A 22,831-nucleotide genomic window follows, 5' to 3' on the forward strand; every position below is an offset into this window, starting at 1 on the left:
CCCGCGCGGCGTAACGCGTTCACCCCACCGTTGGTTCAGCGTCGCGGCTGGGAGTCGAGCACCTGCTGAAGGGCCTCGAACTCCTCCACGCACTTGCCCGAGCCGAGCGCCACCGAGTCCAGCGGGTCCTCGGCGATGTGGATGGGCATGCCCGTCTCGCGGCGCAGCCGCTCGTCGAGCCCGCGCAGCAGCGCGCCGCCGCCGGTGAGCACGATGCCGCGGTCCATGACGTCGCCGGACAGCTCGGGCGGGCACTTGTCCAGGGTGGTCTTGACCGCGTCGACGATCGAGTTGACCGGCTCCTCGATGGCCTTGCGCACCTCGGCGGCGGAGATGACCACCGTCTTGGGCAGCCCGCTGACCAGGTCCCGGCCCCGGATCTCGGTGTGCTCCTCCTGCTCGGACTCGTACGCCGAGCCGATGGTGATCTTGATGCTCTCAGCGGTGCGCTCACCGAGGAGGAGGCTGTACTCCTTCTTGATGTGCTGGATGATCGCGTTGTCGAGCTCGTCGCCCGCCACCCGGATGGACTGGGCCGTGACGATGCCGCCCAGCGAGATCACCGCGACCTCGGTGGTGCCGCCGCCGATGTCCACGACCATGTTGCCGGTGGCCTCGTGCACCGGCAGCCCGGAGCCGATCGCCGCCGCCATCGGCTCCTCGATGATGTGCACCTGGCGGGCACCCGCCTGGGTGGACGCCTCGATGACGGCACGGCGCTCGACGCCGGTGATGCCGCTGGGGACGCAGACCACCACGCGCGGCCGGGCCAGGTAGCGACGCTTGTGGATCTTCAGAATGAAATAGCGGAGCATCCGCTCGGTGATCTCGAAGTCGGCGATGACGCCGTCCTTCAGGGGCCGTACGGCGACGATGTTCCCCGGCGTCCGGCCGATCATCTTCTTGGCTTCCGCGCCGACCGCGAGAATCCCGCCGGTGTTGGTGTTGATCGCCACCACAGACGGCTCGTTGAGGACGATCCCACGGCCTCTGACGTAAACCAGCGTGTTGGCGGTCCCGAGGTCGACAGCCATGTCACGGCCGATGAACGACATGTTGTTCCCCATGAGGATGCGTCTGGCCTTCCCAACTGGAGCGAATGCTTGATTGAGGTCGGCGCGGTGAGTGCGCTTACGAGGCGCGGAAGGTTCCATCGTAGTCTCGCTCGCCACGGTGCAGCGCGATGGCTGCTCCGCCATTGTCGGCGGAACACGGGGGCGTCCCCTACCTATGGGGACGTCGTGTCGCGGTGATGCGTTCCCTCGGACGATGGGCATATGCCAGGGGACAACCGAAAAACTACGATCGCCCCCTGGTCAACCAGGGCTCGCCCGAGTCACTCAGGCGAAGAAACCCGTCAGATATCTATCGTCTCGTCAGGCGAGACCGGTCATCAGACGAGACCGGGAAAGAAAATCTTCATCTCCCGTTCGGCCGACTCCTCGGAGTCGGAGGCGTGGATGAGGTTCTCCCGCACGATGGTGCCGTAGTCGCCCCGGATGCTGCCGGGCGTCGCGGCGATCGGGTCCGTCGGCCCGGCCAGCGTCCGCACTCCCTCGATGACCCGCTCGCCCTCGACCACCAGGGCCACGGCGGGCCCGGAGGTCATGAACTCCATGAGCGGCTCGTAGAAGGGCTTGCCGACGTGCTCGGCGTAGTGCTGCTCCAGCACCGCGCGCTCCAGGGTCCGCAGCTCCAGCGCGGCGATCCGCCAACCCGCCTTGGACTCGACGCGGCCCAGGATCTCGCCCACCAGACCGCGCCTGACCGCGTCGGGCTTGAGAAGGACGAGGGTGCGCTGGCTCATGATCGCGGCTCCTTGCGGATAAGACGGGGATTGGTGCGCCCGAGGCTACAGGGGTCGCGACCGTGCCCCGCACCGGGCCCGTCCATGATCGCCGCCGGCGTCGGCGGGCAGCCGGACCGGTCGTCCGGGCCGCCGCACCGGCCCCCGCGCGAGGTCACCGGCCGCCCCGGGCCCGGCGTCCACCGGCGCCCGGCCACCCGTCACGACGCCGGCCTACGACCGACGCGGGGTCACCGCGCGCCGGGGGCCCGACACTCGGGCGTGCGCCCGCTGCGCACGGGGACGCGCACCGGGCGATCCCCGGCCCCGCGCGACCTACGGCCCACGACCTACGCGGGGTCGGCCGCCGGGCGGGCGGGGCCCGGCCCCTCGGTCGCGCCCGACCCGCCGTCCGTCGCGCTCGCGCCGCCGTCCGTCGCGCCCGAGGCGCCGTCGGTGGCGCGGGCCACCGCCATCTCGCGGGCCGCCTCGTCCATGGCCGCGAAGCGCGCCTTGGCCTCGTCGATGTGCCGGCCGTAGTGGATCGAGGCCCACCACAGGCCCGCGAAGGCCAGCCCCAGGACGAACATCACCGGTACCACGAAGCCGCTCAGCACCAGCCCGATCTGGAGTACCCAGCCGACCTGGAGCGCCCACGGCCAGCGCAGCATCCCCGACAGCAGCACGCACAGGCCCATCGCGACGCCGCTGACCGTCCACACCGTGCCCATGGACAGGTCGGAGAGCTTCATGGCGACCAGACCGGCGAAGCCGATGACGAAGAACTCGCAGATCAGCGTGCTCGCGCACAACGTTCGCAGCGTTCGCATGGCCTTACTCCCTCCCCAGCAGCAGCCGGGCCTCGCCCACGGTGATCACGGAGCCGGTGACCAGCACGCCGGCGCCGGAGAACTCGCCCTCCTCCTCGGCGAGCGTGATCGCCACGTCCAGGGCCTCGTCCAGGCGCGGTTCGACCTGCACCCGGTCGGCGCCGAAGACCTCGACGGCCACGGCCGCCAGCGCGTCCACGTCCATCGCCCGCTCGTGCGCGTACCGCGTCACCACGACCTCGGCGAACAGCGGCTCGAACGCCTCCAACAGTCCGCGCACGTCCTTGCCGGTGCTGGTGGCCACCACACCGATGAGCCGACTGAAGCCGAACGCCTCGGCGACCGCCTCGGCCGCGGCCAACGCGCCCCCGGGGTTGTGCGCCGCGTCCAGCACCACGGTCGGGCTGCGGCGCACCACCTCAAGTCGTCCCGGCGAACTGACGCCGGCGAACGCCGCTCGCACCGTGTCCAGGTCGAGCGGGCGGGCGTGCTGCGAGCCGACGCCGAAGAACGCCTCGACGGCGGCCAGCGCCACGGCCGCGTTGTGCGCCATGTGCGCGCCGTGCAGCGGCAGGAAGACGTCCGGGTACTCCCCGCCGAGGCCGCGCAGCGTCAGGAGCTGACCCCCGACCGCCACCTCCCGGTGCAGCACGCCGAACTCCATGCCCTCCCTGGCCACCGTGGCATCGACCTCGACGGCCCGCTTGAGCAGCACCGACGCGGCGCCCACCGGCTGCTGGGCGAGCACCACCGTGGACCCGGTCGCGCCGTCGGTCGCGTCCCGGCCCTTGATGATCCCCGCCTTCTCGACGGCGATCTCCTCGGGTGTGTTGCCCAGCCGGTCCGTGTGGTCCAGCGAGATCGGGGTGACCACGGCGACCGTGGCGTCGATGACGTTGGTCGCGTCCCAGGTGCCGCCCATGCCGACCTCGACGACCGCGACGTCCACCGGCGCGTCGGCGAACGCCGCGTACGCCATCGTCGTCAGCACCTCGAAGAAGGAGAGCCGGAACTCCTGCCGCGCGTCGGTCATCTCGACGTAGGGCTGGATGTCGCGGTAGGTCTCGACGAACCGCTCGGCCGAGATCGGCGCGCCGTCCAGGCTGATGCGCTCGGTGACCGACTGCACGTGCGGGCTGGTGTACCGCCCCGTGCGCAGCTCGAAGGCGCCGAGCAGCGCCTCGATCATCCGCGCGGTGCTCGTCTTGCCGTTGGTGCCGGTGATGTGGATCGCCGGGTACGCGCGCTGCGGATCGCCGAGGATGTCGAGCACCGCCTTGATGCGCTCCACCGACGGGTCGAGCTTGGTCTCGGCCCAGCGGCCGGCCAGCTCCGTCTCGACCTCGCGCAGCGCGCGGTCCAGCTCGGGGTCCTCCGGCCGGGTCGGCACGCCGTCGCCCTGGGGCGGCCCGGCCTGCGCGCGCAGGGTGCGACTGCCCGCCTCGATCACGGCAAGGTCGGGGTCGCGCTCGGTCTCGGCCTCAATGATCTCGTCGAAGGCGTCGAGCCCGTCGGGCTCGGATTCGTCACTCGGGGGGCGCTCGCTCACGGTGCCCAGTCTACGAGGCGGGTCCGACACCGGGCGCGCCCGGCCACCGGCGCGAGGCGACGGCCGCCGGACATCTCGCGGCACCCCGGCGGCGGCGCGCGGCCCGACGGGAAAGCGGGGAGCGGGCGGCGGGGCGGCGGCGGGAGGACGGCGCGGCACGACACCGCACGCCACGGGGCGGACCCGGCCCGGGTAAGGCCCGGCGCGCGGGCCGCCGGGGCGAGTCCAGCGACGTTCCGTTGTCCTGATAAACATCCGTATCATCCATTTCAGGGGGATCGCCGCGCACGGGTGCGGTCACCCGACGTGCCGACCCGACCGGCCCACGGTGGCGCCGGTGCGGGACGTGGCGTGAGGCCGGGACGAGGGGCAGGTGAGTGCGGGATGACGCGGTCCCCGAGCGACGACGGAGCCCGGCTCGCGGCCCTGTTGCGGGCGCTGCCCGTAGCGGCGCTCTTCGTGGGGGTCGACGGCCGCGTGGTCGGTGCCAACGAGCGGTTCGCGCGGCTGTTCCACCTGTCGGGCCGCGTGGACCTGACCCCCGGTGCCCCGCTCGGCCCGGTCGTCGACGCGGTGGCGGGGCAGTACGCCTCGCCCTACCGCGAGCGCTACGCGTCATCGCGCCCCCAGTTCGGGACGACCGCCCCACCGGACCCGGCCGGCGCGTCCGATCCGGCGGCCGGCCCGGCGGCCGACACCGCGAACGGCGCGGCCGAGTCGCCCCGGCGCGGGCACCGCTCCGCCGAGATCCCGCTCGCCGACGGCCGGGTCGTCCGCCGCCGGTTGGAGCCGCTCCGGCACCACGGCCGCCCGCTCGGCACCCTGTGGACCGCCCAGGACATCACCGCCGACAAGCGCGCCGAACGCGACCTGGAACGTGACAACCGGATGCTCTCCGAGCTGATCCGCCACCGCAGCGCCTTCGCCGCCTCCGCGTCGCACGAGCTGCGCACCCCGCTCGCGGCCATCCTCAGCTTCTGCGAGCTCCTGGCCGACCCCGCCTCCGGCGGGCTCGGGGAGGAACAGCGTGAGTTCCTGGCGGCCGTGCGGCGTAACGCCGAGCGGATGCGGACCCAGATCGGCGACCTGCTCTCGGCCACCACGACCAGCTCCGCCCAGCTCCAGATGGAGTACGGCTGGGTGCGCGTGCCGTGGCTGCTGGAGCGTGCCGTGCTCGACCGGATGGCCACCCTCGCGGACGCGTCCGTGTTCGCCTCGCTGAGCTGCGTCGAGGGGCCCGACCTGTGGGCGGACGAGCACCGGTTGCACGCCGTGCTGGCCAACCTGCTGGAGAACGCCGCCAAGTTCACCCCGCGCGGGGGACGCGTCACCGTGACCGCCGAGCCCGGTGCCGACGGCTGGGACATCGCGGTGGTCGACACCGGCATCGGCGTCCCGGACGCCTTCCGGGAGGCGATCTTCACCGGCTTCGTCCGCGCGCCCAACGCCCTGGACGGCGGCTTCCCCGGCACCGGCCTCGGCCTCGCCGTCAGCCGCGACGTCGTACGCCTCCACGGCGGCACCCTCACCGTGGCGGACGGCCGGGCGGGCGCGGGCACCGCGTTCGTGATCCACCTGCCCTTCTCCGGGCCGCCCGGAGACCCCGCGCACCGGGACGCGGCGCCAGCGGCCGGGCCTCCGGGAGCCACGCCGTGACCCGGGTGCTCGTCGTCGAGGACGACGCGGACCTGGCGCTGGCACTGCGCGTCGTCCTCACCCGGGCCGGCTACCACGTCCTCCAGGCGGACGACGGCCGCTCCGCGCTGCGCCGGCTCTTCGCCGACCGGCCCGCCGTGATGATCCTGGACATCGGGCTGCCCGGACTCGACGGCTGGCAGGTGCTCGAACGCACCCGCGACCTCACCGACCTGCCCGTCATCCTGCTCTCCGCGCAGGGCGGGGAGGCGGCCCGGGTGCGCGGGCTGCGCGCCGGCGCCGACGACTTCCTGCCCAAGCCGTTCGGCAACGACGAACTGCTGGCCCGGGTCGAGGCGCTACTGCGCCGCACCACGGCGGCGCGCTGGGCCGGCAGCGGCCCCTACCACGACAGACAGTTGCGGCTGGTGCCCGAGCGCCGCTCCGCGCTCTGGCACGGGGTCGAGGTACGGCTGAGCGACATCGAGTTCCGACTGCTCCAGACCCTGGTCCGCAACCGGGGCCGGGTGGTCACCACCGAACAGCTCCTGGACCAGGTGTGGGGGGACCCACGGGGCAGGGGGCGGGAGCGGGTGAAGTTCGCGGTGATGCGGGTACGCCGCAAGCTCCAGCAGGCCGCGCACCCCGACCCGCCACAGCTCGCCGACCCGCTGGAGGCCGTGCGCGGCCTCGGCTACCGCTACCGCGAGCCGGGCACCGAGGAGACCGGGCAGGACCCCGCCGCCCCCGAGTGAGCCGCCGCCCCGTGGTGAGCCGCCCCCGCCACCGCCCCGACCCCGCGTCGAACCACGCGCCGCCCCGGCCCACCCCCGGCGGCACCTCCCACCCCCGCCCCCACTCGCCCGCCCGGCCCGGCCTACCGCCAACGCGCCTCCCGCACCCCCGGCCCGCTCCCCCGCACCCCCGGCCCGAGGCGGCGCGGGACCTTCGGGCGGGACGAACGCCCCACGCCGCGCGGGACCTTGGTCCCCGCGTCGTGCCGGGCGGGCAACCGCAACCGAGCGGCAACCGAACGCCATCCACCGCGACAACCGGGCTCCCGCACACTCCACGGCTGAACCCGTCCCCGGCTCGCCCCTGGAGCACCCGTGCACTCCCTGCCCGCGCGTAGCGTCGCCCTCGTCCTCGGCACCCGGCCCGAGCTCGTCAAGCTCACCGACCTGGTGCGCCTCCTGGGCCCCGCGGCGCACCTGGTCCACACCGGCCAGCACTACGACGAGGAGCTCTCGGGCCGCTTCCTGTCCGAACTCGGCCTGCCCGAGCCGACGTTCCTGACCGGCGTCGGCGGCCTGAGCCGCGCCGGCCAGGTCTCGGCCGCGCTCGCCCAGCTCGACGCGCTGTTCGCCGCCCGCCCGCCGCTGGCGGTCGTCGTCCAGGGCGACACGAACGCGGCGCTGGCGGGCGCGCTCGCCGCCAACGCCCGGGGCATTCCGCTGCTGCACGTGGAGGCGGGGCTGCGCAGCCACGACCGGAACATGCCCGAGGAGCACAACCGGGTGCTCATCGACCGGATCGCCGACGTACTGTGCGCGGCGACCGAGGACAACCGCGCCAACCTGCTCGCCGAGGGCGTGAGCGACGAGCGGATCGTGGTCACCGGCAACACCGTCGTCGAGGCCGTCCACGGCCAGCTTCCCGACGCCGCCGACCGCTCCCGGCTGCTGGCGGCGTACGGGCTGCGCGCGGACGGCTACGTCCTGGCCACCGCGCACCGCCCGGAGAACACCGACGACCCCGCCGCGCTGCGCGCGATCCTGGTCGAGCTGGGCGCCGTCGCCGCCGCCGGCACGCCGGTCCTGCTGCCGCTGCACCCGCGCACCCGGGCGCGCGTCGAGGCCGCCGGCCTGGCGGACCTGCTGACGGGCCTGCGGGTGACCCGCCCGCTGGGGTACGGCGACTTCCTGGCCCTGGCCCGGCACGCGGCGCTGATCGTCTCCGACTCCGGCGGCATCCAGGAGGAGGTCACCGTCCTGGGTCGCCCGCTGATCGTCGTACGCCGCTCCACCGAGCGTCCCGAGGCGATGGTCGACTTCGCCGACCTGGTCGAGCCCGGCCCCGCCATCGGCGAGCTGGCCGCCCGCCGCCTCGCCGAGTCCGCGTCCGGCCTGCGCCGGCTGGCCGCCCTCCCCAGCCCCTTCGGCGACGGCCGGGCCTCCGAGCGCGTCGTCGGCCTGCTGGCGGAGCTCGCGGGCCGCGCGGAGTTCACCACGGCGGCCTGAGCCACAAGGCGGGCCGGCACCGGCCCGCCCCCTCCCACGGACCGCCGGCACCCGGCGTACGCGCCGGCCGGCTCCCCCGTCCACGCGCCGCCCGGCTCCGCGCGGGCCGGCCCACGCCGCCCCGCCCCCTTTCGACCAGGAAGGTCGCCCGTGCACCTCGTGCTCCCGCTCTTTCCCTTCGCGCTGCTGCTCTGCTTCCTCCTCTACTGGGCCGGCGCCCGGCACGCCTATCTGCGGCGGCCGGCGCTCGTGCCCGGCGACCCGCGCGACTTCGACTGGCACTTCTTCGTGCCCTGCCGCGACGAGGAGACCGTCGTCGGCACCACCGTGGCCCGGCTGCGCGGCCAGTTCCGCGACGCGCACGTGTGGGTGATCGACGACGACAGCGACGACCGCACGGCGGAGATCGTCGCCGCCCTCGCCGACGACGACGTCCGCGTCCACCTGGTGCGCCGCACCCGCCCGGACGCCCGACTCGGCAAGGGCGCCGCGCTCAACGCCGCGTACGCCCAGCTCAACGAGTTCCTGCCGGCGAAGGCCGACCGGGAGCGGGTCGTCGTCTGTGTCGTCGACGCGGACGGCCAGCTCGCGCCACACGCGCTGGAACGCGTCTGCGGGCCCACCGCCTTCGGCGACCCGGAGATCGGCGGGGTGCAGGTCAGCGTGCGGATGCGCAACGTGGACGACCCCCGGCCGCTGCCCGACCACGGCCGGGCGCGCAACGCGCTGGCCCGACTGCTCGTCCGGGTCCAGGACATGGAGTTCTCCGTCTCCAACGCGGGGATGCAGCTCCTGCGGACCCGTACCGGCTCCGTCGGCCTCGGCGGCAACGGCCAGTTCACCCGGCTGACCGCGCTGGACCGCGTCGCCGACGCCGAGCGGCGCCCCTGGCAGCGCGGCGCCCTCCTGGAGGACTACGAACTGGGGCTGCACGTGATCCTCGGCGGCTACCAGATCACCCACGTCGCCGACACCTGGGTCTCCCAGGAGGGCCTGCCACACCTGCGCCGCCTGCTCACCCAGCGCACCCGCTGGGCCCAGGGCAACCTCCAGTGCGTGCGCTACGCCCCCCGCGTGATCGCCTCCCGCCACTACGGCGCCCGGGGCGTGCTGGAGACCCTCTACACCTTCTTCCAGCCCGTCGCCCACCTGGTCACCCTGGCGCTGTGCCTGGTGCTCGGCGCGAGCCTGGGCGTCGGCCTCGCGACCGGCACGGGAGGCGACGCGTGGGGCGGCCTGGTCACGCTGTGGCCGCTGGCCCTCGTGCTGGCCCTGGTGTCCGTCGGCCCGTTCCTGCTGTGGGGCCCGGTCTACCGGCGCGACCGCGCCCCCGACCGCTCCCTGGCGGTCTCGCTCGGGTGGGGGCTGGCCCTGTGGCTGTACGCGTACCACCTCTTCCCCGCCTCGGCACGCGCCCTGGGCCGTATGCTCCGGGGCCGTGGCGGCTGGGCGAAGACCCGCCGCAACGCCGAGTCCGTCACCACGGGCCCGGTCGCCATCGAGAGCTGAGCACCCGCACCGCCCGGGCACGGCCCCGGGCGGTCGCCGCACGCGCGGGGCCCCGCACCGGGTCAGGTGCGGGGCCCCGGGGCGACCACCGACGCGCCGGTGCCCGCCCCCGGAGAGGCGGGCACCGTGTCGTCACGCCGGCGGCAGCGCGGCGAGCTGGGCCGTGATGCGGACGATGTCCTCCTCGGCCGCCGCCAGCCGCTGACGGATCTTGTCGACCACCGGCTCGGGCGCCTTGCCCAGGAACGCCTCGTTGCCGAGCTTCCCGGTGGCCTGGGCCTTCTCCTTCTCGGCGGCGGCCAGGTCCTTGGTCAGCCGCTTGCGCTCGGCCGCCACGTCGATGGTGCCCGACAGGTCGAGCGCCACCGTCGCGCCCACGACCGGCAGCGAGGCGGTCGCCGTGAACTCCTCGCCCTCGGGCTGGAGCCGCAGCAGCGAGCGGATCGCGCTCTCGTGCGCGGCCAGGCCGGTGTCGCCCAGGTCGATCCGGGCCGGCACCTTCTGCCCCGGCTGGAGCCCCTGGTCGGCGCGGAACCGGCGGACCTCGGTGACCAGCTCCTGGACCACCGCGATCTCCCGCTCCGCCGCCGCGTCCCGGAAGCCGCCATCGGCCGGCCACTGGGCGACGACCAGGGACTCGCCCCCGGTCAGCGCGGTCCACAGGGTCTCGGTGACGAAGGGGACCAGCGGGTGCAGCAGCCGCAGCGTCACGTCCAGGACCTCGCCGAGCACCCGCCGCGAGGCGTCGGCGGCGGGCCCGCCGGCCTGGAAGGTGGTCTTGGACAGCTCCACGTACCAGTCGAAGACCTCGTCCCACGCGAAGTGGAACAGCGCGTCCGAGAGCTTGGCGAACTGGTAGTCGTCGTAGTACGCGTCCACCTCGGCCACGACCGTGTTCAGCCGGGACAGGATCCACCGGTCGGCGGCCGACAGTTCCTCGGGAGCCGGCAGCGGGCCCTGGACGGTGGCGCCGTTCATCAGGGCGAAGCGCGTCGCGTTCCAGATCTTGTTGGCGAAGTTGCGCGAGCCCTGCACCCAGTCCTCGCCGACCGGCACGTCGGTGCCCGGGTTGGCGCCACGGGCCAGGGTGAAGCGGACGGCGTCGGAGCCGTAGCGCTCCATCCAGTCCAGCGGGTTGACCGCGTTCCCGAAGGACTTGGACATCTTCTTGCCGAACTGGTCACGGACCATGCCGTGCAGCACGACGGTCTGGAACGGCGGGGTGCCGTCCATCGCGTACATGCCGAACATCATCATCCGCACGACCCAGAAGAACAGGATGTCGTAGCCGGTGACCAGGATGGAGTTCGGGTAGAACTTCTCGACGCTCCCGGTCCGCTCCGGCCAGCCCAGCGTGGAGAAGGGCCACAGGCCGGAGGAGAACCAAGTGTCCAGGACGTCGGTCTCCTGGTGCCAGCCCGCGCCCGACGGCGGCTCCTCGTCCGGGCCGACGCAGACCATCTCGCCGTTCGGCCCGTACCAGACCGGGATGCGGTGGCCCCACCAGAGCTGGCGCGAGATGCACCAGTCGTGCAGGTTGTCCACCCAGTCGAAGTACCGCTTGGTCATCTCCTCCGGGTGGATGGTCACCCGCCCGTCGCGGACCGCGTCACCGGCCGGCTTGGCCAGCGGGCCGACCTTGACCCACCACTGCAGCGAGAGCCGGGGCTCGATGGTGGTCTTGCACCGCGAGCAGTGCCCCACCGAGTGCCGGTACGGACGCTTCTCGGCGACGATGCGGCCCTCGGCCCGCAGCGCGGCCACGATGGCGCCGCGCGCCTCGAAGCGGTCGAGCCCCTGGAACGGGCCGTGTGTGGTGATCACGCCGCGCTCGTCCAGGACGGCCGGCGAGGGCAGGCCGTGCCGCTGGCCGATCTCGAAGTCGTTCGGGTCGTGGGCCGGGGTGACCTTGACCGCGCCGGTGCCGAACTCGGGGTCGACATGCGCGTCGGCGACGACCGGGATGCGGCGGCCGGTCAGCGGCAGCTCGATCTCGGTGCCCACCAGGTGGCGGTAGCGCTCGTCGTCCGGGTGGACGGCGACGGCGGTGTCGCCCAGCATCGTCTCGGCGCGCGTGGTGGCCACCACCAGGGACGCCTCGCCCTCGCCGTACCGGATGGAGACGAGCTCGCCGTCGTCCTCCTGGTACTCGACCTCGATGTCGGAGATGGCCGTCAGACAGCGCGGGCACCAGTTGATGATGCGCTCGGCGCGGTAGACCAGCTCGTCGTCGTAGAGCTTCTTGAAGATCGTCTGGACGGCGCGGGAGAGCCCCTCGTCCATGGTGAAGCGCTCGCGCGACCAGTCCACGCCGTCGCCCAGGCGCCGCATCTGGCCGGAGATCTGCCCGCCGGACTCGTCCTTCCACTGCCACACACGCTCGACGAACGCCTCGCGCCCCAGGTCGTGCCGCGACTTGCCGTCCTTGGCCAGCTCGCGCTCGACGACGTTCTGGGTGGCGATGCCCGCGTGGTCCATGCCGGGCTGCCACAGCGTCTCGAAGCCCTGCATCCGCTTGCGGCGGGTGGTCGCGTCGATCAGCGTGTGCTCGAAGGCGTGGCCCAGGTGGAGGCTGCCGGTGACGTTGGGCGGCGGGATGACGACCGTGAACGGCGGCTTGTCGCTGGTCGCGTCCGCCGCGAAGTAACCGCGCTCTACCCAGCGCTCGTACAGCTTCCCCTCTACGTCGGCCGGCGCGTACTGGGTCGGCAGTTCGGGGGTGGCGCTGTTGTGCCCGTCGTGCGGGCGCTGAGTGTTGTCGGTCACGGGTCGATTCTACGGTCCGGGTCCAGGCTGTTACGAACCCGTTGCTCGCCCCGGGGTGAGGGCGCCCTGACGCGTCCGGGAGGATGCTGACTGAGGCGCGACTGTCGCGCGTGGCCTTCGACACACCGGGGAGACGCCCTATGAGCCACCACCAGCCGCAGCCAGGCCCCTACGGCGAGCAACCCGGGCCGTACGGCGACGCTGGTGGCCAGCCACAGGCACCCAACCCCTACGCGGGCCAACCGGGTTACGGCTACCCCGCCGCCCCCGGCCAGCAGGGCCAGCCGGCGCAGCCCCAGGCCCAGCCCGGCGGCTACGGCCACCCCGCCCCGCAACAGCCCCAGCCCGGCGGCTACGGCCACCCCGCGCCCCAGCAGCCCCAGCCCGGCCCGTACGCCCAGGGTGGCCACACTCCGAGCGGTTACGCCCAGCCCGCGCCACCACAGCCACAGCCACAGCACACCCAGGCCAACCCGTACGCCCAGCCGGGTACGCCGTACGGGCAGGGCCCCTACGCCCCGCCGCGGCCGGCGTACCAGCAGCCCTTCCCCCAGCCCGCGCAGCCGCAGCCCACGCCGTACGGGCCGGCGACCCCGGGCGGGGGCGGCGGACGGCGGCGCGGGAAGGGCCCGCTGGTCATCGGCGCGGCCCTGGCGGTGGTGGCCGCCGCCGTCGGTGGCTATCTGCTGCTGAGCGGGGCCGAGGACACCGCGTACGAGCTGACCACGCCGCAGAAGGTGGCCAGCGACTACGAGCGGGTCGGCGAGGGCAAGGACGAGAGCAACCTGACCCCCGCGGGCAAGGCCCAGCTCAAGGAGATGCCGGTGGTGGAGGACGCGCACCCGGTATCGGCCAACTACCAGACCCCCGGTCAGAAGAAGCTCCAGTTCAGCGGCGTGTGGGGGAAGGTGACCGACCCGAACCGGGCGGCCGACCTGGCCCTGGCCGTCATCACCAAGGCGCTCGTCGAGGACGGGACGGCCGAGACGGTCGGCAGCCCGCAGAAGTTCTCGCCCGAGGGCTTCGACGGCGACGTGCTCAAGTGCCAGGAGCTGAAATTCACCTCTCCCAAGGGAGCCATCACGGCCCCCGCGTGCGTCTGGGGTGATGACAGCACCGTCGGCGTGACGGTCATGGCGGACCCCGCGGCCCTGGTCACGGGCGCCGGCATGACGTTGGACGAGGCGGCGGGGCTCGCGGTCGAGGTGCGGGCGGACGCCCGCGTCGAGGCCGACTGACCGACCGTTTCGGCCACCCGGTCGAAGTGTTGCGCCTACCGCACGGCAGCCGAGGCCGCACCCGCGTCCGCGGCCCCTCCCACGCCGTGCGCCCCACCCGCCCCTACCAGCTACGCCACGCACGCAGCAGAACGAGGGAACCATGAGCAACCACCAGCCCGGCCCCTACGGCCAGCAGCCCCAGCAACCCCCACAGCCGGGGCCGTACGGGCAGGGCGGAGCGGCTGGCGACCCCGGCTACGGCTATCCGCAGCAGCCGCCCCAGCCGGGCCCCTACGGCCAGCAGCCCGCGCCGGCCTACGGCTACCCGCAGCAGCAGCCGGGCCCGTACGGCCAGCCGGGCGGCCCGTACCCGCCGGGCCCGCCGCAGGGGGGCGGCAACCGGAACCGGACGATCGGGATCGTCATCGGCGCGATCGTGGTCGTGGCGGCCATCGTCGGCGGAACCCTCGCGTTCGGCGGGGGCGACGGCGACGACTCGGCCAAGGACGACGGCAAGAAGGACGTCGTCATCGGCGACACCGGCGGCCAGCAGGGCACCGGCGGCACCGAGAAGTCCGACACCGACGACAAGCCCACGGAGCCCGGCGAGAACGGCGGCTCCGGCGAGAACGGCGCCAACGGCGGCCAGCAGGAGCCGACCCAGTCCGCCACGCGGTACAAGCTGACGGCGCCGCCGGTGGTCGCGGGCAACTTCAAGCGTCAGGGCGAACCGGACCTCAGCTCCGGCATCGGCACCGGCGGCCAGGAGCCGACGGGCTTCACCACCGACGGCTCGGTCTCCGCGACCTACGAGGGGGCCGACCTCAAGCAGATGTCGCTCGGCGGGGCCCACGGCACCTCGACGGACCCGGAGGCCAGCGTCGACTGGACGCTGCGTCAGATGGTCACCAGTGGCGCCAAGATCAAGACCGCGCCGCAGAAGTTCACCCCGGCCGGCTTCGACGGCACCGTCATGAAGTGCCAGGTGCTGGAGTCCTCCACGATGCCGGTCCAGACGTGCTCCTGGGGCGACGCCAGCACCGTCGGCGTGGTGCTGATCGCCGACCCGGCCACCGTCAGCAACTCCGGCCTGGTCAACCTCACTCGCGTCGCCGACATCACCACCCAGGTCTACAAGGACGCCCGCGTCCCCAAGTGAGGCACCGTCAGGACCCGGGCCCACGTCGCGACACGCGGCCCGGCTGAGGAACCGTCACCACGCGCGCGAGGGGCGCCTGGCCAACCGGCCGGGCGCCCCTCGCGCGTCGCTGGGTGGGAGCGCTACGCGCTCTTCTCGTGCCGCTCGTCCTTGCCGACGATGCGCGGCTCGCGCGGCACCAGGGTCGGGTTCACGTGCGAGTGGACGACCTCTTCGGTGATGACGACGCGGGCCACGTCCTTGCGGGAGGGCACCTCGTACATCACCGACTGGAGGACCTCCTCCATGATGGCGCGCAGACCACGGGCGCCGGTGCCGCGCAGGATGGCCTGGTCGGCGATGGCCTCCAGGGCCGGGCGGTCGAACTCCAGCTCCACACCGTCGAGTTCGAACAACCGCTGGTACTGCTTGACCAGCGCGTTGCGCGGCTCGACGAGGATCTGGAGCAGGGCCTCGCGGTCGAGGTTGTGTACGGAGGTGATGACGGGCAGGCGGCCGATGAACTCGGGGATCATCCCGAACTTCACCAGGTCCTCCGGCATGACCTCCTGGAACTGGTCACTGGCCTCGATCTCGCGCTTGGAGCGGATGGTGGCCCCGAAGCCGATGCCCTTGGCCCCCGCGCGCGACTCGATGATCTTCTCCAGACCGGCGAAGGCGCCACCCACGATGAACAGCACGTTCGTCGTGTCGATCTGGATGAACTCCTGGTGCGGGTGCTTGCGTCCGCCCTGCGGCGGAACGGAGGCCGTGGTGCCCTCCAGGATCTTCAGCAGCGCCTGCTGCACGCCCTCGCCGCTGACGTCGCGGGTGATCGACGGGTTCTCGCTCTTGCGGGCGACCTTGTCGATCTCGTCGATGTAGATGATCCCGGTCTCGGCCTTCTTGACGTCGTAGTCAGCGGCCTGGATCAGCTTGAGGAGGATGTTCTCCACGTCCTCGCCCACGTACCCCGCCTCGGTGAGGGCGGTGGCGTCGGCGATGGCGAAGGGCACGTTCAGCATCCGGGCCAGCGTCTGGGCCAGCAGCGTCTTGCCGGAGCCGGTGGGGCCGAGCAGCAGGATGTTGGACTTCGACAGCTCGATGCCGTCGTCGCGGCTCCCCGCGGCCTCGCCCGCCTGTACGCGCTTGTAGTGGTTGTACACGGCCACCGACAGCGCCTTCTTGGCCGCCTCCTGGCCGACCACGTACCCCTCAAGGAACTCGTAGATCTCGCGGGGCTTGGGAAGTTCCTCCCAGCGCACCTCGGAGGTCTCGGCGAGCTCCTCCTCGATGATCTCGTTGCAGAGGTCGATGCACTCGTCGCAGATGTACACACCGGGGCCTGCGATGAGCTTCTTCACCTGCTTCTGGCTCTTCCCACAGAACGAGCACTTGAGCAGGTCGCCGCCGTCACCGATGCGTGCCACGAGGTGCTTCCCCTTCGCCTGGGATCTGCAACGCTTGCGCAGACCCGGGTGCTTGCCTATCGACGGTACCTTGCCGGGCCCCCCGTACGGGCCCCCCTTGGACCGACTCGATCCGCGTAGGCGGCGAGTGCGCGCCAAGGGGGGCCGATCCCGGCGCGGCGGGATCAAACCGAAACGGAACTCTTACGGGTCGAAACGATCTGGTCCACCAGACCGTACGCCAGCGACTCCTCAGCGGTGAGGATCTTGTCGCGCTCGATGTCGTCGCGGATCTTCTCGATCGGCGTCGTGGAGTGCTTGGCCAGCATCTCCTCAAGCTGCGAGCGCATCCGCAGGATCTCGTTGGCCGCGATCTCCAGGTCGGAGACCTGACCGCGCCCGGTCTCGCTGTACGGCTGGTGGATCAGCACGCGGGCGTTGGGCAGCGCCATCCGCTTGCCGGGCGTGCCGGCCGCGAGCAGCACGGCCGCGGCGGAGGCCGCCTGTCCCATGCACACCGTCTGGATGTCGGGCTTGACGAACTGCATCGTGTCGTAGATCGCGGTCAGCGCGGTGAACGAGCCGCCGGGCGAGTTGATGTAGATCGAGATGTCGCGGTCGGGGTCCATCGACTCCAGGCACAGCAGCTGCGCCATGACGTCGTTCGCGGAGGCGTCGTCGATCTGGACGCCGAGGAAGATGACCCGCTCCTCGAAGAGCTTGGCGTACGGGTCGTACTCGCGCACACCCTGCGAGGTGCGCTCCACGAAGCGCGGGACGACGTACCGGGCCTCGGCGGACGGGCCCTGGTACAGACCACTACCGACGTTGTTGTTCATCTGCGTGTTCACCATCCTGATGGCGTTCGGTGGGCTGGGTGTGGAAGCTCGGGTGCCGCTCAGGCCCCGGTCCCGCCGCCGCCCGGAACGCTCGCGGCGGAGGCCATGACGTCGTCGATCAGGCCGTACTCCTTGGCCTCCTCGGCGGAGAACCAGCGGTCGCGGTCGGAGTCGCGGGTGATCTGCTCGACGGACTGGCCGGTGTGGAAGGCGGTCAGCTCCGCCATCCGCTTCTTGGTGTGCAGCAGCCGCTCGGCGTGGATCTTGATGTCCGAGGCCGAGCCCGCCAGGCCGGCGGAGGGCTGGTGGATCAGGATCTCGGCGTTGGGCAGCGCGAACCGCTTGCCCGGGGTGCCCGCGCTGAGCAGGAACTGCCCCATCGAGGCGGCGAGGCCCATCGCGATGGTGACCACGTCGTTCGGGATGAACTGCATGGTGTCGTAGATCGCCATGCCCGCCGAGATGGAGCCACCCGGGCTGTTGATGTAGAGGTTGATGTCCTTCTCGGGGTCCGCGGCGAGCAGGAGTAGCTGCGCGGTGATCTTGTTGGCGATGTCGTCGTCGACCGGCTGGCCGAGGAAGATGATCCGCTCCCCGAGCAACCGGTTGTAGACCTGGTCACCGAGGCCGCCACCGACGGTCGGCTCGCCGGCGGCGGAAGGCATCAGATTCGTCACGTATCCACCTGCTCGTTGATTCGACGGCCGCGAGCCGTCTCAGCGTCTTCGTGCGGGCACGGGGTAAACGGCGCCGCTGAAGCGCACCCCAACACGCTTCGGGGCTTGTCTAGCGCCACCCCTGCCCTCGTACTTACGGACCCTAACGCGCAGGTCGGACAACGCCATCCCGCATCCGGAACTGTTCGCTGTGAGCGCAGGCTCCAGGGCGCTGTGCGCTCGTTGGAGCGCCGGTGGGCCCGTGTCCGCACGACAAAGGCGCGGCGGCGTCGCCGGGCCCGCGCGGCGCCGCACAGCCCCGCCCGACCGGCATCCGCCAGCCGACCGTGGCTCCACGCCCACCCGGTCGTACGCGTGTACGTCGGACGACGCGCTTCCCATACGCCGTGGGCGCCCGACGGGGCGGGGACGGGCACGGGTCCGGACGCGTGTGCGTCCGGACCCGTGCCGTGGCGTCCCGCGCGGGGATCAGGCCGGGGCTCAGCCCTCGGTCTTCTCCTCGGCCTTCTTCTCCTCGGCGGCGTCGTCGGCCTTGGCCTCCGGCGCGGCGTCCTCGGTGGTGGCCTCGACGGTCTCGGCCGTCTCGTCCTCCTCGTCGTCCAGGTCCACGACCTCACCGTTGGTGTCGGTGACCTTGGCGGCCTCGACGACCACGGCGAGCGCCTTGCCGCGGGCGACCTCGCCGACGAGCATCGGCACCTGGCCACCCTCGACGACGGCCTGCGCGAACTGGTCCGGGCTCATGCCGGAGGACTGGGCGCGGCGCATCAGGTGCTCGGTGAGCTCTTCCTGGCCGACCTGCAGCTGCTCCTTGTTGACCAGCTCGTCCAGGAGGAACTGGGTCTTGATGCCCTTCTCCGCCTGCTCCTTGGTCTCGGCCTCGAACTCTTCCTCGGTCTTGCCCTGGATCTCCAGGTACTTCTTGAGGTCCAGACCCATCTGGCCGAGCTGGTGGCTGACCAGGTTGTGCTTACGGGTCTCGATCTCGTCCTGGAGGAGCTTCTCCGGGATCGGGATCTCGGCCAGCTCCAGGAGGGCGTCGAGCACCTTCTCCTGGGCCTGGGTGGCCTGCTCGTACTTCTTCATCTGCTCAAGCCGCTTGCGGCTGTCGGCACGAAGCTCCTCCAGCGTGTCGAACTCGCTCGCCAGCTGCGCGAACTCGTCGTCCAGCGCGGGCAGTTCACGCGACTTGACCTCGGTGACCTCGACCGTGACCTCGGCCTCCTTGCCCTCGGCGGAGCCGCCCTTGAGCTCGGAGGTGAAGGTGGCGGTGCCGCCGGCCGAGACGCCGGTGACGGCCTCGTCGATGCCGTCGAGGAGCTGGCCGGAGCCGACGGTGTACGAGACGCCGGAGGCGACGCCGTCCTCCAGGACCTCGCCGTCGACCTTGGCCTCCAGGTCGATGGTGAGGGTGTCGCCCTCGGCGGCGGCGCGCTCGACCACGGAGGTGGTGGCGAAGCGGTCGCGGAGCTGCTCGACGGAGGCGTCCACGTCCTCGTCGGAGACCTCGACCGCGTCGACGGTGACCTCGATGCCCGAGTAGTCCGGGATCTCGACCTCGGGGCGGATGTCGACCTCGGCGGTGAAGGCCAGCAGCTCGCCGTCCTTCAGCTCGGTGATGTCGACCTCCGGCTGACCGAGGACGTTCAGCTCACCCTCGTTGACCGCCTCGGTGTAGAACTTCGGGAGCGCGTCGTTGACGGCCTCCTCCAGCACGGCGCCACGGCCGAACCGCTGGTCGATGACCCGGGCCGGGATCTTGCCCTTGCGGAAGCCCGCCACCGTGACCTGCTGGTTGATCTTCTTGTACGCCGCGTCGAGGCTGGGCTTGAGCTCCTCGAAGGGCACCTCGACAGTGAGCCGAACCCGGGTCGGGTTCAGGGTCTCCACGGCGCTCTTCACGGTTCGGTCTCCTTGGGGCTGACTTCTGGGGTCTTCTTGGCTGTTCTGGGTCTCGCTCTGAATGCGCGCGCCTACGCGTGCCGCAGCATGTGGGTTCTGCGGCGACGCTGCGGATCGCGCCCCTTGGCGAAGCGCCCGCCGTATTACCAGGGGATACCAGGGGCGGGCCCATTCCCGTCATCACAGACACAGGCGCGCAGCTTGCATAGTAACCGCAAGCGCGAGCAGCCCCCTAACGGGATCATGCCCGCTCACGACCGCCCCCGGGCCGCCGACCGAACGGGTGGCGGGCGAGGGGAAACCGGGCGACGGAGGAGGGGAAACCGCGAGGTCGCGCCGGACGGGCGAGGTGCCGCCCGGACCCGTGGGTCACGGCGGCGGATGAGGTCATGCTGGTCGGGGTGGCCGGATTCGAACCGACGACCTTCCGCTCCCAAAGCGGACGCGCTACCAAGCTGCGCCACACCCCGTCGGTGCGACACGTAGGGTACATGCCGATCGGACTCTCGGCTGCCACTTATTCCGGCGATCGACCGGAGTGTGCGCGGAACGGGGCTGACCCGCTACGATGCACCTCGTGCCACGGACGGACCCGCGAGGGTTCGTTCGGCCGGTAGCTGGGGGCGATCAGAACCGCGACCTCCATGCCTCGCTGGCGGCGCGCGGGCGTAGCTCAATGGTAGAGCCCCAGTCTTCCAAACTGGCTACGCGGGTTCGATTCCCGTCGCCCGCTCCATGACGTGCCCGACGGCCCGGCGTGCGGATTCTCCGCCGCCGGGCCGTTGGCGTGTCCGAACCGTCGACAGGGCCCCGTCGGAGCCACGGGCGGCGCGTCGGCGGCCGGGGGGACACGGCGAGGCGGGCGGGGACGCGCGGCGCGTGACACCGGCTCGCGACGGGCGGCAGGCGGCGGGGACGAGGCGGCGCGGTCGCGCGACGCGGGCGTCCGGGCGCGGGGGCACCACGGCGACGGGCGGACGGCGGGCCTGTGGCGGGTGGTGCGGCGGCCTGGCGGGAGCGAGGCGAGGAGCGGGCGACGTGCCCGGCGGCGGGCGGCCGAGGGGCGGGCCGCCGGGGTGACGGAGTCGATTGCCCGTGCGCTGCCTCTTGCGCGAGGGGCGCGACATGAGCAGACTCCCCCACACCTCTCGCCCGGTCCGGTGAGTGGCCCGGCACCGGACGGGCCGGGTCCGGGGGTCGCTCGTGTGCGGATCGGCGTGCGCTGGTGGGCCCGCGCCCGGCCGATCGCGTGCTCGGCTTCCGTTGCGCGCCCTCACCCCGCGTCGCGCCCTCGCGGGCGCAACGAAGATGCGGGCGCGCCCGGCTAGAACTCGATGTCGCTGATGCCCTCGGCGACGTTGTCCAGGAACTCCTGGATGTCCGGGGAGGCGTCGGTGGACGCGAGCAGGAACCCGAAGAGGATGGCGACGAGCATGGGTCCGGGCTTGATCTTCCCCGCTCTGAAGATAAACACCAAAACTATGCCAACCAGCAGCACAACAGACAGGGAAATAACCACGACTGATCCCTCGCCCTCGGTCGCAACACGTCTCTCCGGCCCGGGGAGGAGCACGACCCCGCACACCCCCACCTGAACCATCGTGCCACCAAGTGAGTGATGGTTGGGGCCAGGTGACGAATCATTGGCCAACCGCGTATGCCACTCGGACGGGCCGTCCGGACGTCCGCGTGGGGTCCCGAATCGCCTCCGGGAGTGCTGGCAGGCCCGGTTCCCGGGCGTATGGGGCGCTTCCGCCGGCATCGGATGTCCGATAGACACCGCATAAATTCGGCCGGATCTCCTACCCTCGTGCCCCTTACAACAACATTGCTAACGGGAATTCCGCATATCTTCGACGCTCGTCGGGGTGGCGGCCAAATCGCCAACAAGGCGTGGATATCGCCAGTGCAACGGCAGAGCGGGGCATAGCTCGCCAAGTGCGCCCATAAAGCCCGATACGGGACAGGGTGCGTCGCCGTGGCTCGCCTGGCGGAACCGGCCGGCGTCGCCTGGCGTGGGCGACGGTCCGGTGTGACACGCGTGAACAGTGTGCGTCTTCAACGCCAAGCAAAGTTTTACCCATTCCCGTGGTGGCCCGCTATGGCGCCTCGGTGTCGCGGCCCACCGCCCCTCGGGACCGCGCGGTGCGCGCCCGTACGCGCGCGGTTCACCGTCCGGTACGCGCGCGGCCGTGCGCGGCGGGCAGTGGGGGCGCCGCCGGTCGCGTGCGGTCGGGCGCCGCGCGGGGGCCGGGCACGCCGCGTGGGCGTCGACGGCGTCCCGCTCCCGGGCCACGGCTCGTACCCCGATCACGGTGGCCGTCCTCGTCCCGGCCGGCGGCGCGGCGGTGGGGCGGCGCGGCGGCCGACCCGGCCGCATCTGAGCTATGACGTGCGGGAGTTGAGTGCCATGCCGTGGCCTGGGGCGGTGCCGGTGACCGTTGCCGCCGGCGTCGCCGCGGGGGCCGGCGGGGCGCGGCTGGCCGGCGGTGCGGGGCGGTCCGCCCGTCGGGACGTCGTGTCGCCGGAGGCGGGGCGGAGAGCTGACGGGGCGGTGCGGGCCTCGGCGCGGGTTCCTCGTCAGGGCTGGGCGGCCGGCCGGGGGCGGCCTCGGACGGGTCGTCAGGGCACGGGTGGCGGCGGTTGGGTGCGGGCGGCGGGGGCGCGGTCGGGGCGGGGGTGTTCCGGTTTGCGATGGAGCCGACGGGGGCGTACGGGTTCCGTGCCGGCCGGCCGAGACCGATCGGCGGCGGGCTCGCGCGGAGGGCTGAACCGACGCGACTGCGCCAGCCGACGAGCCGTCGCGGGCCGCCGGCGACCGGCGGGGGCGCGTGGGCCCGGCCCTCTCGACGGGGCGCTCAGTCGGTCGGCTGGGGCAGGCCCAGGAGGTGCCGGGTACGGGCGTACTTGGCGCTCAGCCGCTGCCGCGTCGCGGGATCGAGCCTGGCCAGCCGGGTCGGGTTCGCGTTGTGGGCCAGGTCGGCCTCCTTGATGAGCAGCGCGCCGGGGGTCGCCCGCAGGCGTGCCGCGTACGCCTCCAGCGGCTCGCCGGGGCGCTTGGTCATGGCGTCGACGAGCTCCCTGGTGTGCGGCGTCAGCGGGGCCGTGGCCAGCCAGCCGTCCGGCACGACGCCGTCCTCGACGGCGTCGTGCAGCCAGGCCGCCGCGATCTGTTCGGCGCTGCCGCCGCGCGCGCGGACGCCGGCGGCCACCGCCGCCAGGTGTTCCTCGTAGGGCCGGCCCGCCTTGTCCCGCTGGTTCGCGTGGGCCCGGCGGGCGAACGCCTCGACCTCCTCCAGTGTCAGCGTCGACATGTCGGCCTTCCTCGCTT

At 72.6% G+C, this 22,831-nt stretch carries 17 protein-coding genes and 2 tRNA genes; 7 read left to right on the plus strand and 12 right to left on the minus strand.

Annotated features, from left to right (window positions below; all coding sequences use genetic code 11):
- Positions 1–35: 35 nt before the first annotated feature.
- The 4 genes from ACFVFR_RS16425 to ACFVFR_RS16440 all read right to left on the minus strand — a co-directional run bounded on the left by ACFVFR_RS16425 (position 36) and on the right by ACFVFR_RS16440 (position 4,165).
- Positions 36–1,055 (minus strand): rod shape-determining protein, encoded by a 1,020-nt coding sequence (locus ACFVFR_RS16425; protein ID WP_383702158.1) that lies wholly within the window; start codon positions 1,053–1,055, stop codon positions 36–38.
- 338 nt (positions 1,056–1,393) lie between these two features.
- The gene (gene ndk, locus ACFVFR_RS16430) at positions 1,394–1,807 is read right to left on the minus strand and encodes a nucleoside-diphosphate kinase (protein ID WP_383701994.1); all 414 of its coding nucleotides are present in this window, start codon (positions 1,805–1,807) and stop codon (positions 1,394–1,396) included.
- Positions 1,808–2,136: 329 nt separating this feature from the next.
- On the minus strand, positions 2,137–2,607 hold the full coding sequence (locus ACFVFR_RS16435; RefSeq protein WP_383702160.1) for a DUF4233 domain-containing protein: 471 nt from the start codon (positions 2,605–2,607) through the stop codon (positions 2,137–2,139).
- Positions 2,608–2,620: 13 nt separating this feature from the next.
- Positions 2,621–4,165 carry a bifunctional folylpolyglutamate synthase/dihydrofolate synthase gene (locus ACFVFR_RS16440; RefSeq protein WP_383701996.1) on the minus strand — a complete coding sequence of 515 codons (1,545 nt, stop codon included), beginning with the start codon at positions 4,163–4,165 and terminating at the stop codon, positions 2,621–2,623.
- 384 nt (positions 4,166–4,549) lie between these two features.
- Between ACFVFR_RS16440 and ACFVFR_RS16445 the strand changes: the two genes are divergently transcribed.
- The 4 genes from ACFVFR_RS16445 to ACFVFR_RS16460 all read left to right on the plus strand — a co-directional run bounded on the left by ACFVFR_RS16445 (position 4,550) and on the right by ACFVFR_RS16460 (position 9,549).
- Positions 4,550–5,821, plus strand: a complete 1,272-nt coding sequence (locus ACFVFR_RS16445; RefSeq protein WP_383701998.1) for an ATP-binding protein — start codon at positions 4,550–4,552, stop codon at positions 5,819–5,821.
- Positions 5,818–6,555, plus strand: coding sequence for a response regulator transcription factor (locus tag ACFVFR_RS16450; protein ID WP_383702000.1), 738 nt, complete (start codon positions 5,818–5,820; stop codon positions 6,553–6,555). Before ACFVFR_RS16445 ends, ACFVFR_RS16450 begins: the two co-directional genes overlap by 4 nt.
- 354 nt (positions 6,556–6,909) lie before the next feature.
- On the plus strand, positions 6,910–8,040 hold the full coding sequence (wecB, locus tag ACFVFR_RS16455) for a non-hydrolyzing UDP-N-acetylglucosamine 2-epimerase (protein ID WP_383702002.1): 1,131 nt from the start codon (positions 6,910–6,912) through the stop codon (positions 8,038–8,040).
- A gap of 150 nt (positions 8,041–8,190) precedes the next feature.
- Complete coding sequence (locus ACFVFR_RS16460) at positions 8,191–9,549, plus strand: glycosyltransferase (protein ID WP_383702004.1); 1,359 nt, start codon at positions 8,191–8,193, stop codon at positions 9,547–9,549.
- 132 nt (positions 9,550–9,681) lie between these two features.
- On the opposite strand, the gene ACFVFR_RS16465 is transcribed toward ACFVFR_RS16460, so the two are convergent.
- Positions 9,682–12,315: a valine--tRNA ligase gene (locus tag ACFVFR_RS16465; protein ID WP_383702007.1), complete on the minus strand. Its 2,634-nt coding sequence runs from the start codon at positions 12,313–12,315 to the stop codon at positions 9,682–9,684.
- Positions 12,316–12,455: 140 nt separating this feature from the next.
- Here ACFVFR_RS16465 and ACFVFR_RS16470 point away from each other — a divergent pair, with 140 nt between their 5' ends.
- Positions 12,456–13,553, plus strand: coding sequence for a hypothetical protein (locus tag ACFVFR_RS16470; RefSeq protein WP_383702009.1), 1,098 nt, complete (start codon positions 12,456–12,458; stop codon positions 13,551–13,553).
- A 142-nt stretch (positions 13,554–13,695) separates the two neighbouring features.
- On the plus strand, positions 13,696–14,694 hold the full coding sequence (locus ACFVFR_RS16475) for a hypothetical protein (RefSeq protein ID WP_383702011.1): 999 nt from the start codon (positions 13,696–13,698) through the stop codon (positions 14,692–14,694).
- A 122-nt stretch (positions 14,695–14,816) separates the two neighbouring features.
- Here the strand turns inward: ACFVFR_RS16475 and clpX are convergent, their stop codons facing one another.
- From clpX to ACFVFR_RS16500, 5 genes are all read right to left on the minus strand, one after another.
- Complete coding sequence (gene clpX / locus ACFVFR_RS16480) at positions 14,817–16,103, minus strand: ATP-dependent Clp protease ATP-binding subunit ClpX (protein WP_383702013.1); 1,287 nt, start codon at positions 16,101–16,103, stop codon at positions 14,817–14,819.
- Between the two features lie 164 nt (positions 16,104–16,267).
- Complete coding sequence (locus ACFVFR_RS16485; RefSeq protein WP_383702162.1) at positions 16,268–16,933, minus strand: ATP-dependent Clp protease proteolytic subunit; 666 nt, start codon at positions 16,931–16,933, stop codon at positions 16,268–16,270.
- A 47-nt stretch (positions 16,934–16,980) separates the two neighbouring features.
- Positions 16,981–17,598: an ATP-dependent Clp protease proteolytic subunit gene (locus ACFVFR_RS16490; protein WP_383702015.1), complete on the minus strand. Its 618-nt coding sequence runs from the start codon at positions 17,596–17,598 to the stop codon at positions 16,981–16,983.
- A 480-nt stretch (positions 17,599–18,078) separates the two neighbouring features.
- The gene (gene tig / locus ACFVFR_RS16495) at positions 18,079–19,500 is read right to left on the minus strand and encodes a trigger factor (protein WP_383702017.1); all 1,422 of its coding nucleotides are present in this window, start codon (positions 19,498–19,500) and stop codon (positions 18,079–18,081) included.
- A gap of 393 nt (positions 19,501–19,893) precedes the next feature.
- A tRNA-Pro gene (locus ACFVFR_RS16500) sits at positions 19,894–19,970 on the minus strand.
- Between the two features lie 192 nt (positions 19,971–20,162).
- On the opposite strand from ACFVFR_RS16500, the gene ACFVFR_RS16505 reads away from it, so the two are divergent.
- Positions 20,163–20,236 (plus strand) — tRNA-Gly (locus ACFVFR_RS16505).
- Between the two features lie 588 nt (positions 20,237–20,824).
- On the opposite strand, the gene ACFVFR_RS16510 is transcribed toward ACFVFR_RS16505, so the two are convergent.
- Both ACFVFR_RS16510 and ACFVFR_RS16515 read right to left on the minus strand, forming a co-directional pair.
- Positions 20,825–21,019: a hypothetical protein gene (locus tag ACFVFR_RS16510; RefSeq protein ID WP_383702164.1), complete on the minus strand. Its 195-nt coding sequence runs from the start codon at positions 21,017–21,019 to the stop codon at positions 20,825–20,827.
- 1,339 nt (positions 21,020–22,358) lie between these two features.
- A complete protein-coding gene (locus ACFVFR_RS16515) occupies positions 22,359–22,814 on the minus strand; it encodes an HD domain-containing protein (protein ID WP_383702019.1) in 456 nt (151 codons plus the stop codon).
- Positions 22,815–22,831: the final 17 nt, after the last annotated feature.

The sequence above is a fragment of the Streptomyces sp. NPDC057702 genome, assembly GCF_042799315.1.
Classification (GTDB): domain Bacteria; phylum Actinomycetota; class Actinomycetes; order Streptomycetales; family Streptomycetaceae; genus Streptomyces.

What these genes read in the sequence shown, in the direction of transcription:
- ACFVFR_RS16425 (WP_383702158.1), bottom strand. Translation starts at nt 1,055, where the DNA reads ATGTCGTTCATCGGCCGTGACATGGCTGTCGACCTCGGGACCGCCAAC.
- ndk (WP_383701994.1), bottom strand. Translation starts at nt 1,807, where the DNA reads ATGAGCCAGCGCACCCTCGTCCTTCTCAAGCCCGACGCGGTCAGGCGC.
- ACFVFR_RS16445 (WP_383701998.1), top strand. Translation starts at nt 4,550, where the DNA reads ATGACGCGGTCCCCGAGCGACGACGGAGCCCGGCTCGCGGCCCTGTTG.
- ACFVFR_RS16470 (WP_383702009.1), top strand. Translation starts at nt 12,456, where the DNA reads ATGAGCCACCACCAGCCGCAGCCAGGCCCCTACGGCGAGCAACCCGGG.
- ACFVFR_RS16475 (WP_383702011.1), top strand. Translation starts at nt 13,696, where the DNA reads ATGAGCAACCACCAGCCCGGCCCCTACGGCCAGCAGCCCCAGCAACCC.
- ACFVFR_RS16515 (WP_383702019.1), bottom strand. Translation starts at nt 22,814, where the DNA reads ATGTCGACGCTGACACTGGAGGAGGTCGAGGCGTTCGCCCGCCGGGCC.